The organism is Paenibacillus sp. EKM211P (genome assembly GCF_011066175.1).
GTDB classification, from domain to species: domain Bacteria; phylum Bacillota; class Bacilli; order Paenibacillales; family Paenibacillaceae; genus Paenibacillus; species Paenibacillus polymyxa.
Window position 1 is genome coordinate 38,904 of the sequence record NZ_JAAMNS010000018.1, and the last position, 15,939, is coordinate 54,842.

General features: G+C 45.5%; 15 protein-coding genes. All 15 read right to left on the reverse strand.

The window, feature by feature from the left end; all coding sequences use genetic code 11:
• Positions 1-191: 191 nt before the first annotated feature.
• Positions 192-1,160: an ABC transporter ATP-binding protein gene (locus tag G9G57_RS21435; RefSeq protein ID WP_016821122.1), complete on the reverse strand. Its 969-nt coding sequence runs from the start codon at positions 1,158-1,160 to the stop codon at positions 192-194.
• On the reverse strand, positions 1,153-2,136 hold the full coding sequence (locus G9G57_RS21440; RefSeq protein WP_151255786.1) for an ABC transporter ATP-binding protein: 984 nt from the start codon (positions 2,134-2,136) through the stop codon (positions 1,153-1,155). The genes G9G57_RS21435 and G9G57_RS21440 overlap by 8 nt, the downstream gene beginning before the upstream one ends.
• A gap of 13 nt (positions 2,137-2,149) precedes the next feature.
• Positions 2,150-3,076: an oligopeptide ABC transporter permease gene (opp4C, locus tag G9G57_RS21445; RefSeq protein ID WP_107734166.1), complete on the reverse strand. Its 927-nt coding sequence runs from the start codon at positions 3,074-3,076 to the stop codon at positions 2,150-2,152.
• Between the two features lie 15 nt (positions 3,077-3,091).
• Entirely contained in the window at positions 3,092-4,045 is a 954-nt protein-coding gene (locus tag G9G57_RS21450; protein ID WP_025364731.1) for an ABC transporter permease, read from the reverse strand.
• Between the two features lie 107 nt (positions 4,046-4,152).
• Complete coding sequence (locus G9G57_RS21455; protein ID WP_017428377.1) at positions 4,153-5,877, reverse strand: ABC transporter substrate-binding protein; 1,725 nt, start codon at positions 5,875-5,877, stop codon at positions 4,153-4,155.
• A 220-nt stretch (positions 5,878-6,097) separates the two neighbouring features.
• A complete protein-coding gene (locus G9G57_RS21460; RefSeq protein WP_164965521.1) occupies positions 6,098-7,012 on the reverse strand; it encodes a class I SAM-dependent methyltransferase in 915 nt (304 codons plus the stop codon).
• A 127-nt stretch (positions 7,013-7,139) separates the two neighbouring features.
• Positions 7,140-8,078, reverse strand: a complete 939-nt coding sequence (locus G9G57_RS21465) for an ArsR family transcriptional regulator (protein WP_151255784.1) — start codon at positions 8,076-8,078, stop codon at positions 7,140-7,142.
• A 218-nt stretch (positions 8,079-8,296) separates the two neighbouring features.
• Positions 8,297-9,232 carry a dockerin gene (locus G9G57_RS21470; RefSeq protein WP_164965522.1) on the reverse strand — a complete coding sequence of 312 codons (936 nt, stop codon included), beginning with the start codon at positions 9,230-9,232 and terminating at the stop codon, positions 8,297-8,299.
• A gap of 191 nt (positions 9,233-9,423) precedes the next feature.
• Positions 9,424-10,581 carry an amidohydrolase gene (locus tag G9G57_RS21475; RefSeq protein ID WP_164965523.1) on the reverse strand — a complete coding sequence of 386 codons (1,158 nt, stop codon included), beginning with the start codon at positions 10,579-10,581 and terminating at the stop codon, positions 9,424-9,426.
• A 57-nt stretch (positions 10,582-10,638) separates the two neighbouring features.
• A complete protein-coding gene (locus G9G57_RS21480) occupies positions 10,639-11,655 on the reverse strand; it encodes an LLM class flavin-dependent oxidoreductase (protein WP_164965524.1) in 1,017 nt (338 codons plus the stop codon).
• A gap of 14 nt (positions 11,656-11,669) precedes the next feature.
• Positions 11,670-12,422 (reverse strand): amino acid ABC transporter ATP-binding protein, encoded by a 753-nt coding sequence (locus G9G57_RS21485; RefSeq protein WP_025364725.1) that lies wholly within the window; start codon positions 12,420-12,422, stop codon positions 11,670-11,672.
• On the reverse strand, positions 12,419-13,129 hold the full coding sequence (locus G9G57_RS21490; RefSeq protein WP_164965525.1) for an amino acid ABC transporter permease: 711 nt from the start codon (positions 13,127-13,129) through the stop codon (positions 12,419-12,421). Before G9G57_RS21490 ends, G9G57_RS21485 begins: the two co-directional genes overlap by 4 nt.
• Positions 13,126-13,905 carry an amino acid ABC transporter permease gene (locus tag G9G57_RS21495; protein ID WP_164965526.1) on the reverse strand — a complete coding sequence of 260 codons (780 nt, stop codon included), beginning with the start codon at positions 13,903-13,905 and terminating at the stop codon, positions 13,126-13,128. Before G9G57_RS21495 ends, G9G57_RS21490 begins: the two co-directional genes overlap by 4 nt.
• Positions 13,906-13,981: 76 nt before the next feature.
• Positions 13,982-14,833 (reverse strand): transporter substrate-binding domain-containing protein, encoded by an 852-nt coding sequence (locus tag G9G57_RS21500; RefSeq protein WP_164965527.1) that lies wholly within the window; start codon positions 14,831-14,833, stop codon positions 13,982-13,984.
• Between the two features lie 160 nt (positions 14,834-14,993).
• Positions 14,994-15,884 carry a LysR family transcriptional regulator gene (locus tag G9G57_RS21505; RefSeq protein WP_016821108.1) on the reverse strand — a complete coding sequence of 297 codons (891 nt, stop codon included), beginning with the start codon at positions 15,882-15,884 and terminating at the stop codon, positions 14,994-14,996.
• Between the last annotated feature and the right edge of the window lie 55 nt (positions 15,885-15,939).

The window sequence follows — 15,939 nt, forward strand, 5'->3', positions numbered from 1 at the left end:
TATGGACATGCTTTTGCGTTTTAATAGTAATAATTACGATTAATGTTTAATATACCTCTGCTTCAAGTAGATTGTCAACTCAAACATTTCAAAACACTATACAGCAAAAAGCCGTTGCTCTAGCAGAACCGTTTCATTGCGGTGAACGGTCTGCCGTGACAACGGCACAAAACTTGCTGAGTTAACTTCGTTCATTCAGCCAAATGGCAAGCCACCCAGTGATCTGGGCGAGCTTCACGATAGAATGGAATCTCTTGAGAACAGCGGTCGATTGCAAAGGGGCAGCGCGTATGAAACTTGCAGCCCGAAGGCGGATTCACCGGACTTGGAATATCCCCTTTGAGCAAAATACGTTCTCTTTTTAGCTTCGGCACTGGTATAGGCACAGCCGACAGCAACGCCTTCGTATACGGATGCAGCGGATTGCCGAATAACTCGTCACGCGAAGCTGTTTCGACCATAGAGCCTAGGTACATCACGCCAATACGAGAACATAAATGTTCAACTACGCTCAAATCGTGGGAGATGAACAAATATGTCAGACCCCGCTCGGCCTGCAATTTGGCAAAAAGGTTAATAATCTGCGCCTGTATGGACACATCCAGCGCTGACACCGGCTCATCAGCGATGATCAGATCCGGTTGAAGCGCCAGCGCGCGGGCAATGCCAATCCGTTGACGCTGACCTCCCGAAAATTCATGCGGGAAACGGTCGATATGATATTCCGACAATCCACACAGCTTAAGTACGTCCAGCACGATCTGCCGAACCTCCTCTTTGGTAGCTATACCGTGGTCGAGCAGCGCCTCACCAATGGCATCTCCGATCCGTACACGCGGATTCAGCGAGCTGTACGGGTCTTGAAAGATCAGCTGAATTTTAGGACGAAGTTCCTGCATCCCTTTGGCCGACAAGCTGTGGAGATCTACCCCTTTGTATTTTACGGTACCATCTGTTTTATCCGTCAATCTGACAATCGTGCGGCCCACCGTGCTTTTACCGCTCCCCGATTCCCCCACCAGACCGAAGGTTTCACCCTGACGGATCGTAAAGCTTATATCGTCTACTGCCCGCACGTGCCCTGTAGTACGATTCATAAAACCGGACTTCACCGGGAAGTATGTTTTTAAACGGTCTATTTCCAACAACGGCTCAGCCATGAACAACCGCCTCCTCATATAACCAGCAGGATGCTTTCTGCTGAGCTGAAACTTCTTTTAATGTAGGCTCCTTTACACGACAAATGTCTATGCAATGCCCGCAGCGGTCATGAAAATAACAAGAAGTCGTCAGCTCCAGTGGATTAGGTACCTGTCCGGGGATGGAATACAGCTCCTTTTGGCGCTGATTAAGCACCGGTTTGGACTTGAGCAACCCCTGTGTATAGGGATGCTTGGGGTGATTGAATAGCTGCACCACTTCGCCTTCCTCGACGATCTTGCCCGCATACATCACAATGACGTAATCGGCCATCTCCGCAACAACACCCAAATCATGGGTGATTAACATGAGCGACATATTGGATTGGGCTTTAAATTCACGCAGCATGTCGAGAATCTGTGCCTGAATTGTTACATCCAGTGCCGTGGTCGGCTCATCCGCAATAAGCAGCTTGGGTCCGCAAGAAACAGCAATGGCAATCATAATGCGCTGCAGCATCCCTCCACTCAGTTCATGGGGGTAGCTTTTTAAAATCTGCTCCGGTCGGGATATGCCGACCTGTTCAATCAGCTCTAGCGCCCGCTTGCGAGCTTGCTTTCGGCCCATCTTTAAGTGCTCAATCAGTGGCTCAGACAGTTGTTCACCAATGGTCATCACCGGATTTAATGAAGACATCGGCTCCTGAAAAATCATGGAGATTTCATGTCCGCGAATCGTGCGCATCTCATTTCTACTAAGCTCTAGCAGATCGGTTTCCTCAAAACGGATACTTCCACCTGTCACTTTACCACCGGGACTCTGAATCAGGCCCATGATCGACATGGCGGTAATACTTTTGCCGCAGCCCGATTCACCGACAATGCATACCGTCTCCCCCGGCTTCACGCGAAAGCTGATATCATCCACCGCTTTGACCGTTCCTTCTTCTGTATAAAAATGAGTGCTTAAATGTTCAATGGAAAGTAAATTGTCCATGGTGCATGATCACCTACCTCTTATGTTTCGGGTCGAGTACATCCCGCAGCCCGTCACCAAAAATATTAATAGCGATGACTGTTGCAAAAATAGACAGGCCTGGTGGTATCCACAACCAAGGTCGTTGCTGAAAATCCAGTACATTGTTGGCGGCATCAATCATATTGCCCCAAGTCGGTGTCGTGGGCAACACACCAAGACCAAAGAAGCTGAGTACAGATTCACTCAGGATGGCTCCGCCAATGTTCAATGTAGCGATAACGATCAACAATGGCAAAATATTCGGCAGCAGATGCTTAAAGAGCTTTCGGCGATTCGATAGTCCTAGTACCGTCGCTGCCTGCATAAATTCACGTTCTCGCAAACTAAGCATCTGACCTCTCACCATCCGTGCAATCCCCGGCCAGTTGACCAGACTCAGCATCAACATGACGATATACATCCGTTGATCAGGCGGAACCTTCCAGTCAGATAACAGCGCACCCATAATAAATAGCAATGGCAAACTGGGTATAGTCAGCAGCAAATCGGCAATGCGCATAATGATTTGATCCGCAATTCCGCGAAAATAGGCGGATATAACCCCCAGCGTTGCTCCTAAAAAGACAGACAACACCATAGAAGCCAAACCCACAGTAAGAGAAATTTGACCTGCCTGCATCACACGTGTCAGCACATCCCGTCCCAGCTTGTCTGTTCCTAGCCAGTGATGGATATTCGGCGCCTTGTTCATTATTAATATGTTCGTTTTGTTATCGGAATAAGGAGAAAATAACGGACCGATAAAACAGAGCAAAAACATAAATACCACGACGAGCAGCCCAGCCATAGCAAGCTTGTTTCTGAACAGCTGCCGGAGCGCTTGCTGCCACATTGAAGATTTGGCATTTAATCGCAGTCTGCGGTTGCTCTTGCTCAAATTACTGCTCACGGATGACATTCCATAGCCTCCTTCTTACACTTTTACACGCGGGTCAGCAATGCGATACAAAATATCGGATAACAGCGTCCCGATCACGCTCAATATGGCAATCAGCATCGTGAAGCCCATCAGCAGCGGATAATCCCGAAGCGAAAAGGATAGCATGTACAGCTGACCGATCCCGGGCCAGTTAAAAATCTTTTCAATAATCAGAGATCCGCCAAACAACGCAGGCAATTCAAAGCCAACGAGCGTAATGGCAGGCAATAATGCATTTCTCAATGCGTGTGTAAAAAGCACCTTTCTTTCCTTTAAGCCCTTTGCACGAGCTGTGCGGATATAATCCTGCTGGATCACGTCGATCATATTGCTGCGGAAGTAACGGGTCAGCGAACCCAAGCCCAGCAGTGTCATCACGATCACCGGCAAGGTCATATGCTGGAGAACCTCCTTCACATACTCCATGCCTGTAGTGTTACTACCCGTATTGAGCATCCCGCCCGGTGGCAGCCATTTCAGATCGACCGCCGCAATTTTGATCAGATACAGTCCGATAAAAAAAGAGGGAACAGACATCGCGGCAAAAATCACCACCATGACCAGCGTATCGAACCATGAATACTGCTTGTAAGCAGCAACCACACCAATAATAACTGCAATCAGCCAGGTCAGGAAGGTGGATACAATGGCCAACAAGAATGAATTCCAGATATATTCATTAAATAAGGTTAGCACCGGTTTCTGTTGAGCGAGCGAATAGCCGAAATTACCATGCAGCGCATTGCCTAGCCAGTTTCCGTAGCGCTCAAGAATAGGCTTATTCAACCCGTAAATTTCCCTCAGCTCCGCTTTTCTCTCCGGCGACAGCTTCAGATTACCGCTAATGAAATCTCCCGGTGTCATGGCATACAGAAAAAAAATCATCATCGAAGCGGCCAACAAAATAATAATCATGTACGTCAGTCTTTTCGTTAAAAACGAGCTCATGACAGACTCCTTTCAATTCATGGTCGGGCTACTCATTACGCGTCCTCCATTTGGCAGACCCCTTGATCCGAACCTGAAGTTCTTCACAAGGGGCCCGCAAAGGTGGCTTATTTAAGGGACCACTCGAACAGATTACCAGACAAACCAATGAATGGGCTGACCTTTACATGTTCCATTCGACCATTGTAAGCATATACAGTCTTCTTGTAGTTGGTGAAAATAACGGGTAGTTCATCATTTAGCAGTACATATAATTCCTTATATATTTTCTTACGCTCTTCCATATTCGTCGTAGCCAAACCTTTTTCATAGAGCTCTTTGAGCTTCGGATTGTTATATCCCTTGATTTCACCATTGACGAACGGCTCGATTCCATCAGATGGGTCTGTCAGCATGGCTGTCGAGAAGGCGGCGAGATCATAATCTTTACCTTCTACTTTGGCGACCATTGCATTAAAGTCTGCAAAGATTTCCGGTTGCAAGTCAACGCCAATCGCTTTATAGTTTTCAGCCGCAAGCGCGATAAAGGTGTCTGTTTCTGGACGTTTGGAGGTCAGCAAGTGAATGGTCAGCTTCTGGCCGTTTTTCTCACGAATGCCATCACTGCCTTCTACCCAGCCCGCTTCATCCAGCAGCTTTTTCGCTTGCTCCGGGTCATAGTTGTATGGATTGATTCCATCGGTCGTGTATGACCAGAATATAGGAGAAGCTGGAATGTTGGCGACCGCCCCTGCTCCCTGTGCTGCGTCAACATAAATGCTTTTGCGATCCAATCCATAGGTCAACGCTTGACGAACCTTTTTATCCTTCAGCTTTTCATTTTCCAGATTGACTTGCAAATATCCATAGGTGCTCGGTGTATAAGGCAAAATATTCAAAAAGCCGAGTCCTTTCAGCTTGTCGATATTTTCTTGCGTTGCGGTAAAGGAAGCAAAATCGGTATCCCCTGTTTCGATGAATTGCCAAGCATCGCCTTCCGCTGTCTTATATATGAAGTGTTTCGTTTTCGGTTTGCCTTTAAAAAAGTGATCGTTTGCCTCCAGACGAACTTCTTGCCCTGGAATGAATTTTTCCAACTTATATGCCCCATTCCCCAATGGGCTACCATGCAAATTTTTAAAATAATCCAGCTGTCCGAACTTATAATCCTTGCCGTAGTAAGCTTTGGACAATACATATTCACCGAGAATAGTCAGAGCCAGCGCGTTTGGCTTTTCCAATGTCACAGAAATAGTCTGTGGATCAATTACCTTAATTCCATCAATTTGTTGTGCCTTGCCTTCCGTATAGGCTTTGCCGCCTTTAATGTTCAGCTTTCGGATTTGGCTATCGCCCGGATAGGCTTTGTCATAGATTAACGTCCAGGTAAATGCGACATCCTCTGCTGTCAAAGGTGAGCCATCGCTGAATTGGGTATTGGGAACCAGATGAAACGTATATGTTAAATTATCCTTGGAAATATCCCAGCTCTTCGCCAGATTGGGCAGCGGAAGTCCCTTCTCATCTACCGTAACCAGCGGAGTCCATAACTGCGAAATGACGTTGCCGTCATAGCCGCTTTGGTTAAAATACGGCGTGAATACTCCGGCCGGGTCAGTCAGGCCTACAATAATGGTGTCGTTTCTTTTTTTGGACACTTCCGGCAATTTGGACATATCAGAAGCCTTTACCAGACTTGTTAATGGCTGCGCTGTAGCAGTTGTCTGTGTGTCCCCATTATTTTGGGCAGTAGTATTGTTGTTGCTTTCCGATCCACCGTTAGAGCAAGCTGCCAGCAAGGTAGAGCTCGCCAGAAGTAGACTGCTAAGTAAAATAATACCCTTTTTCAACATAATCCCCCCGAGTTAAATGATTAAATTCCGATAGAACAAGTTGTGATTAAGAAGATAAACCTCATTATAGGAATTTATTAGGGTTCTGTAAAGGGAGAACTGCATTTTTTTATATAAAAACTCTGCTCATCAATATCTATCCGAATTCTTGTACAAATATAAATAAAACCTCTCAATCCCTAATAGTAGATTGAGAGGCTGTCTCTTATTTATTGTTATATTATTTTTTTATAGCATGGATATAATGAATCGTTTCGAATGCGGACAAATAATCTGCCCTCTCACCAAAGAAAAGGCTATTTATTGTATCCGGGGATAGATGTTCATAAATTAGTAAATCTGAAGCTTCTAACATTCCCTCAATTTCATCATAAGCAAAGCACGATTTCATGGGTTCACCACTTACTGAAGCCATTTTTACCATATTTTCAACTCGATTAGACATGCCGTTTTCTTTAAAAAGGTTTTCATCTGCATAATCAAAAACGATCGAACTTCCCGATGGGACCTTGGTAAACAAATGATTTATTAATCTTGAAATTTCCTCTTTAGTTAAATAATAAGAAACACCCAGAAGGCTAAAGAATGTTTTTTTATTAGCAAACCCTTCATCCAATAGATTGGAATACGAAAATGGATGGGCAAAGTCCATAGAAACCAGATGAAGATTGCTCGGTATTTTTAAATTTGCATGAGCTAACCTTTTCTTTTTAGATTCCTGTGTTGCTGGATGATCCATTTCAAATATTTCTAAGCTATTTTTCAATTCTGGATGACGGAAACAAAACGTATCTAACCCGGCCCCTAGTATGACATACTGCTGTAATCCTAACCTAACTTCATTAAGTAATACTTTTTCACAATATGCAGCACGTGCTAAGGTCGTTGGAGAAAGTTGAACTTGTGTAATCCATTTTAAAATTTCATCCGGATCATCTTTGAACCTTTGCGCAATATCTTTATTGAAAAACGCTATTCCTTTAATCATATTCTCTCTGATATCTGAAAACTCATTTTGGGAAATTAAATCTTTAGCCATAAAATCATCAAAAATTTTGGGTGTGTCATGTTGACTATGATATGCTCGGCCAAAAGCTGATATTAAGGAAGTTAAACTAGACTCATTTGGCTTCATACATTGATCCTCCTATAAAAACAATAATAAGATTCCCCTGGCCAGGAGAATCTTATTATAATATAAATAGGATTAATTTTAAATTATAGCACAAATAAATATTTTTGTCAATAATTAATATTGCGATCTACCTTCGCTTCATATAACCAAGGATACTCCAATGCATCTCATCCACAGCCGTAAGCCGTGCACTGTAGCCAAGCAATGTTTCGCCATCAAAATGTGCATGAATAAAGCCAGCGGCACGGAGCTTAAATATATGATCATGCGTGATTCCCTTGGATAGCTTGAGATGACGGACAATCTCAATAAAGGTTCGCGGAGACTGGCTTTGGTACAAATATTTTAAAATCTTGAGCCTGCTCTTCTCTCCCAAACTTCGAATCATTCGGTATTCCTGTGGTGATAAAAAATCATCCTCCTGAACATATACTCCTGCGGAATAATGACATAACAAAAGTGACCCAAATCGATAAATAATATTCATCGGCTGAAAATGATATTGCGGTACCAGCAACACTTGCGTCAGTCCAGCGGAAGGCTCGAATCGGAAGCCATTAGTTATACGATCCACCCGCTCCATAGAGCTATATGCGTTCTCCTCCCGTTTTCTGCATTCAGCTTCCAGTTCCAGGCCGCTAAGGATACTTGTATCCACGTGACGAAAATACTCCTCGTTCCAGCCGGATAGCAGTTGCAAAGCAAGTTTACGGAGGTTCTCCATGTCGTCAGACAGCGGAATCCCATAGGCTGATGCCTGTTGCTTTAGTTCCTGTAAAGACTGGCTTTCCAAACGATCCACGACCTCTTCAACGCCCCCCTGATCAGAAAGCATACATACAAGTCCATAAATAATTTTCCAGTCTGCATTGATTTCCATGGACTCCAGTAACGCGGACAGCCTCGGAGACAGCGTTCCACGCACTTGGTCCGCCCATCTGGATGCTATTAAATCTGTCTTCTTATACGCTTTACGACAAATAAAAGTGTGTAAGCTGCTGAGCAGCTCAAACACTGGTCCATATCCTACATGTACATCATAAGGAGCATTCACGTCGTGACTCATCGCTTTCTGTCCTCTTTTCTTTCATATCTGATGTCCATTATACATACTATCGTACATCCGTTCATTCTTAGTGATTCATTCATACGAAAATGAAGGCACAATACTGATGCAAAGCCAAAGTCAGTCCCTTCCGAGTCAAACTGTTTATCTATAAAATAAAAAAGGTTGTCTCCCACCAAAAATCGCAGGAGACAACCTTTGAATACATACATTTTCTTTTAACGGGTGGGAAAACGAGAGGTGTCTTTCTTGACCTGGCTCCAGGTATAACGCAACATCCAGGTATCCCACTCTGTAATTTTAGGAGAATTTCCGGCCCACATAATCGTAGGCACAGGGAACCCGCCAGGTGGACGCTCGTGCTCTTCATAGAAATCAGGCAAGCCGAATCCATGCCCCATCTCATGCTCTGTGATCTGAACTTCATCCGAATTCAAGGTGCTCAGGATATAATCATCAGGCATACGTTGTCCCCAGTCACCACCGGCTCCACCCTGAAAATTAGACGTTCCCCATAAGTACATATCAAATCGCTTGTCCAGTCCCCCCGGATACGTATAGTTAGGGTCCATAAAATGTTCAAATCTCGACAGTGCATTAGGAGCAACCGGAAGTTTCGCCGGAATATTGGGGTCTGTTTTACTTAAGTCATCGGTAATCGTATCCGTGTAAACGATTTCATTCGATTGTTTGTTAAGAATCTGCGACGGATTTGCAACGGCCCAGCCTACTATTTTTACAGTAATATAATCATACGGCCAGCCGTCATATCCTTTTAGCTGCTTATTCCAGTTATTTAATTGGCGACTTAGCATGGAAGCCATATCTTTACGTTGCTGAAGAGTGATATTTTTAGAGGATTGCCAGCGCACTACATAATTTATCGTTCCTTTTCCCGCATAAATTTGATCAAAAATCAAATTTTTACGGTTGGTCGAGCCTTCTTTGACTATCCTATTCTTCCAAACCCATTCTACCGAAGGCTTAAATTTGGCAGGTAAGTCAGCGGCAGCCAAGCTATTACTCGTTATTTCTATATTCGAGGTGCTTTCATAATCTGAGGCTGCTGAACCGACATTAGCTCCGCCAACCAGTAAAGAAGCAGCCATTACCAATGAAAAAGAAGCCATGATCATTCCTTTTTTCTTCGGCATTTTTTCAACCTCCGTACCTGTTATTTTTACGAGCACATTCAAAATAACAAACGTTTATCTCTCACCTACACCCACTCTCAATTTTGAATTAAATAACAATTTTATATTATCATTGGAATAATATACCGTCAAACAAAAAGATCCCCTCTTCATAGAGAGGGGATCAGCATCCATAGAGTAGCGTTGTGTTCCTACTCTATGGATTTCAACGCCGATTCAGCCAGTGAAGCTAGCAGCTTCGCTGTTCCCGGCAGCGCACGTTCGTCCAGATCAAAGGCAGGATGATGCCATTCCTGGCTTCCCGCAGTGCCGACAAAGACAAACACACCTGGGACGTTCTTCTGATAAAATCCAAAGTCCTCGCTTGCCGAGGAAGGTATGGGACGAACGACCTCCAGACCAACCGCTTCGGCCGCCTGCACCGCGATTACAGCCAACTTACCGTCGTTCAGTACAGGTGGCGGACCCTCGATCCAGCGAATGGTCGCTTTCGTGCCAAAAGCATCGGCTACGCCCTTGACGACCTGCTCGAAGCGTTCAGCCACCTGGGCTCGAACATTTTCGTCAAATGTGCGGATGGTTCCGTCCAAATGAGCGCGGTCTGGGATGATGTTCCAAGCATTGCCACTGTGCAGCTTCGTGACACTGATGACCGCGCTATCGAGCGGGTTAACGCTCCTGCTCACAATCGATTGCAGTGCCGTAATGATATGCGACGATACCACAATGGGGTCAATCCCTGCATGCGGAACTGCCGCATGTGTGCTCAAGCCCTCCACCTCAATGTAAAATCCGTCTGCCGCTGCCATTAGCGGTCCTTCTTTGATACCGACCGTGCCTACGGGCAGGTCTGGTTTGTTATGCAGGCCGAAGATGGCCTGCACCCCTGCCAGCGCACCGCTGTCCAGCACTTGGGCAGCGCCTTTGGCTTTCTCCTCGGCTGGCTGGAACACCAGTCGAACCGTCCCTTTCAGCTTTTGCTCCCGCTGCTTCAGCAATGCGGCTGCACCTAACAGGGATGCCGTATGAAAATCATGCCCACAGGCATGCATCTTGCCAGGATGTAGCGAAGCATAGGGCAATCCCGTCTCCTCCTGGATGGGCAGTGCATCAATGTCTGCACGAAGCGCAACCGTTGGACCTTCCTGCTGTCCGCCGATTTCCGCTACCAATCCGGTACGCAGCGGCACATCCAGAATCGTTATATCCTGTTCTTTAAGCAGGCGGCGGATATAGGCGGTAGTTTCAACCTCCTCGTTAGACAGCTCGGGATAACGGTGCAGATGACGGCGAATTTCCACCAGCTTCTGCTCCAAAACCTGCTCCTTTGTCCCGGTTGATCCACTCATCCCTATTCCTCCTTTGTGAATCCATTATTGGCTATAACTTTCTTATGTCAATAGTATCTAGGATTGCACAGGCAACCCGGCAAAAGCTTCATGCAACAACTCGAATGAGCGCACACGCTTTTCGATATCCCGTATGCCTGTCGTCACGATCAGTTCATCTGCCTGATACTTCGCTTGTATTTCCGTCAGCGTAGCATAGATTTCGTCTTTATTTCCTTTGTTAATTTGTGCTTCTGTAACTTCAATTGTATATTCTTCACCCGATTGCTTACCAAATTCCTCTGCACTTTCCAGCGCGCCCACCGTAGCCGTTTTGCCACTGGCCAGATGAATCTTGTACAGCTTCTGCTCACCTGCCAACTCCGCTGCTTCCTCGGAAGTGTCTGCCACAATAACCGATAGCGCAAAAAGTGCCTTTGGTTCACGCCCATAACTGTAATCGAAAGACTCCCGATACGTACGGAATGAATCCAATGCAACCTGCTCACTACTGTTAATAAATTGCGAAAAAACATAGGGCAACCCCAAACGCGCAGCAATTCCAGCGCTGTCTGTACTTGTACCCAAAACATAAATCTCTGCTGGGATTTCTGGAATCGGATTCGCCTGTAATCCGGCCAGCGGTCCTTCTTCAATCGGGATATTATGAATATAGCGGCTTACTTCATCAATTTTCTCTTCAAGAGAAGGCGCATCATGCACGTTACGTTGTAACGCCTGTGTAGATTTCGGCAACCCGCCTGGCGCACGTCCGATACCCAAATCTACACGCCCCGGTGCAAGAGAGGCTAGCACATTAAAGTTTTCAGCCACTTTATATGGACTGTAATGCTGAAGCATTACCCCGCCAGACCCGATGGTAATACGCTCGGTACGTGCTAATAGATGGGAAATAAGCACCTCTGGTGATGAGCCTGCAACCTGCTCGGAATCATGATGTTCTGATACCCAAAAGCGTGTGAATCCCAGCTCTTCTACACGCTGCGCCAGCTTAATTGTGTTGCGAAGGGCCTGTGCCGCCGTTTCACCCTCGTGTATAGGGCTTTGATCCAATACTCCGATTTTAATGCTCATGTCTCCCTCTCCCGTCAAATGGAATAGTTATATTCTGGTGTAATTCGTTTCAGGAATTGTTGGGTACGCTCCTCTTTGGGGTGGTTAAAAATGGCGTCCGGTGTGCCTTCCTCAATAATATGGCCGCCATCCATAAATACCACATGATTAGAAACATCACGCGCAAAGCCCATTTCATGTGTCACGACAATCATCGTTATGCCTTCCTTCGCAATCTTGCGGATCACCGACAGCACCTCACCCACCAGTTCAGGGTCCAGCGCCGAAGTTGGCTCATCAAATAAAATCACCTCTGGGTTCAGCGCCAAAGCGCGCGCGATGCCGACACGCTGCTGCTGCCCACCGGATAGCTGGCTCGGATAATGATTCAGTTTTTCGCCAAGACCAACCTTTTCCAGCACTTCAATACTAATTTTTTTCGCTTCCTCTTGCTTAACCTTACGGACAACGACAAGTCCCTCCATGACATTTTCCAGCGCGGTTTTATGCTTGAACAAATGATATTGCTGGAACACCATAGCCGTCTTTTTACGCAAGGCCAAGACATCCTTCTTCGCAGGTCGCTTGCAGTTCACGGTAAAATCGCCAATGCTGACTTCTCCGTCATTCGGCTTTTCCAGATAATTAATGCAGCGTAGCAAGGTTGTTTTTCCTGAACCGCTTGGTCCTAAGATAACAACGACCTCGCCTTTGTTTACCGTCAAATCAATGCCTTTGAGCACTTCATGTTTGCCGAACGACTTTGTAATATTTTGCAGACGGATCATGATGCTCGACCTCCATTAAACACATTGATTTTTTTCTCCACCAAGCCGGATATTCGCTCAATCAATACCGTCAAGCCCCAAAATAGCAGTGCTGCCGCAATATACACCTCTAAATATTTCCAGTTGGTGGATGCCAGAATTTCAGCCTGTGCCTGGATTTCCGTGACCGAAACCGTGAAGGCCAAGGTAGAGCCATGCAGCATCCCAATAACCGAATTCGTCAGGTTCGGCAAACTCACCACAAACGCCTGTGGAAATACGATGCGTCTCAATACTTGCCATGTCGTCATACCAACCGCATAAGCCGCCTCAATTTGGCCCTTGTTGACCGACTGGATTCCGGAACGGACGACCTCAGACATATAGGCGCCACTGGTAATGGAGAACGAAATGAGTACAAATACCATATAAGGAACGTCTTTGGATTGCAGTGACCAACCGAAATGCTTCGCTCCTGCATCAATCAACAAAGGCAAACTGAAATAAATAAGCAGCAGATGCATCAGCATCGGTGTACCTCGGATAAAAGTAACGTAAGCGTGAGAGATTTGCGACAACACAGGAACGTTATAAATTCGTGCCAACGCCGTTATAATCCCGATGACCAACCCTGCCAGCACGGAAACCACTGTAATGATTAAAGTGTTGGGCAACGCCGAGAACAATCCCAAAAAGGCGGTGTATACAAATCCAAAGTCCAGACTCATATGCCTTTACCTCCTTTACTCAGACGAGGACTTCTCAGGTAACGCACCACAAAACCTTTTCGTTTTGCGGGCTCTTTCTGTACTGAATCTCTATGCTCATGCCGGAGAAGCGTATTTTCCAGCACCTTGAATAATTTTTGTACAATCAGACTGATCACCAGATAGATAAGAGACAACGCGATATACGTTTCAACAAAATGCTGGGTAGCCGAGCCTAATGTTTGCGATTTTCCTGTCATCTCCATCGCACCGATGGTAAACGCCAGCGAAGTATCCTTCAAATTACCAATGACCAGATTGGAAAATACGGGAACCACCACAGCCAGCGCTTGTGGCAAGATGATACGTGTAAAAGTCTGATAGCCTGACATGCCGACTGACTGTGCAGCCTCGATTTGTCCCCGTTCTACAGCTCCTACACCAGACCTGATAATTTCAGAAATAAAGGCTCCACTGTTGAGCGCATAGGTCGCTACAGCAAACCACAGCACATCCCACCTGGAGGAATTGATATCCACCAGCTTTAGTAGCTCTGGCAGGCCGTAATACACCAGAAACAATTGAATTAGAATAGGGGTTCCACGGAAAAAAGAAACATACACCTGAGAAACACGTTTGAGAAATGGAATGTTATACATGCGAGGCAGCGCAACCAACAGACCAATGATCAGTCCCAACACAAGCGAGCTTGCCACAATAAACAAGGTGATGTGCAAATAGGACAGCATTTTCGGGATAAAGCTAAAAACATAATCAATATTGAACTCTCTGCTCATATGCCTGCCTCCTTTCTATACATCAGCGGTCAGAATACATAAAGTACCCTGACCGCTGAAATGTCCAAGTCTGTCCTTAATTCTTACTGCTGGAACCTTCTTTTTTCACATCCTCCAGGGACTTTGTGAAGTCCTCTCCAAGCCATTTGATGCTCAGCTTCGACAACGTGCCGTCGTCCTTCACTTCCTGAATGGCTTTGTCCAGGTCATCCGCCAATCCTTGCTCATTTTTGTTCAGTACATACAGCACATCTGATTGAGTCAAAGGATCACCGACGGTTTTCAGAGCTACTTCTCCTTTTTCATCGGTGTTAAAACGGTTCGCAAAGTCTGTCGTAATGGTCGCATCTATACGGCCGCTCGTAATTTGTTGCACCGTATCATTGGCTGCACCAGACGTATATACGATATTCAGAGCATCCCCGTGGGTTTTGTTATACTCTTTCAGCACATACGCCGCATTACTGGTTGGACTGGTAAGTACCTTTTTCCCTTTTAAATCATCAATGGAATGAATGCTATTATTATCCTTCGCTACAGCCACTCTGTTCAGAAAAATGCTATACGGATTTTTGTTGAACAGATACTTGGCTTCGCGTTCCGGGTTTTTCTCCATTTGATGCGATACCAGATCAATCTTGCCGGCATCGAGACTGAGCAGCAGATTTCCAAAATCCATCGTTTTGAATTCAAACTCGTATTGAGGCAGGCGCTTGTCCAGCTCCTTAATCAGCTCCACATCAAAGCCTGTTAAATTTCCATTTTCGTCAATAAAGCATACATTTTTAAATTGAGTACCTGTGCCTACGATAATTTTCTTCACGTCTCCGCTTGAACCTGACGCACTAGACGTGTCATCTGAGGAACCGCAGCCTGCCAACACCAGAATGATTGCCATAACAGACAATATTGCAAACCACTTTTTCATATGAATCCCCCTCATCTCTTTGCATATCAGCAGTTTGCGACATACATGGTAGCTATAACATTTGATATTTTACAATTCCTATAAACTTAATTGGTTTTAGGATGTGATTAATTTAACACTTGGAAATCAATACGTCAATCCACCAACCTATAGAACTTTTCTATAACAAAACAGCCTCCCGGAAGCCTTCTGTCAGTGCATCTGCAAAATCCGAGGTCACTGCGCAGTCTTCTTTGGTCGCGATTATGCTAATCTGCATAGATACCCCAGCCACCTCTGGAACATGAATGCGGAACAGCTTTTGATCCTTCACTTCACGGTTCACACAGACATCCGGTAAAAAGGCAATGCCCGCCTCTTGCAATACCAGCTTTTTGGCCGTGACCACATTGTCTACCTGAAAAGCTATATCCGGTGGCTGCTCCAGTGATTCAAAAGATCGATGAATCCTCATCCAATCTAATGATCCGCATTCAAAAAACACCAGTGTTTCACGTTGGATATCCTGTATGCTAGCCTTACCTGTCTTCGTAAACGGGTGGCCTTCATATACATACAGGGAAATCGGGTCTTCATAAAAGGCAAGCGTACGAATAGCCGGATGCATCACTTTACGGACAAAACTAATGTCTACCTCACGGTTCAACAGCTTATGTACCAGTTGATCCGTCGTAGCCGTCACAATTTTGTAGTTGATTTCCGGATACCGAGCACGAAGCTGCTTTAATATTTCAGGAATAATGTAGTTCGACACCGATATCGTGCAGCCGATTCGAATTTGCTGAGGGGCTTTCTTGCGCTGTTGAAGCTTTTGCTTCCCTTTTTGCAGCACTTGGAGCATCTGCTCCGCATAAGGAAGGAACTTTCGTCCATCCTCCGTTAGAATCGTTTGTTTGCTTTGACGGTCGAATAACTTACACTCAAGCTCGCGTTCCAGCGTCTGAATCCGGGCTGTGACAGAGGGCTGTGACAAGAACAACGCTTCTGCCGCCTTATTAAAACTTCCATAATGATTCACGTATACAAAGGCTTCCATATTCTCGATATTCATACGCAAGTCCCCCAGTAAGTTTTATATACATTTATCCAATGAGTTAACTTGGTTT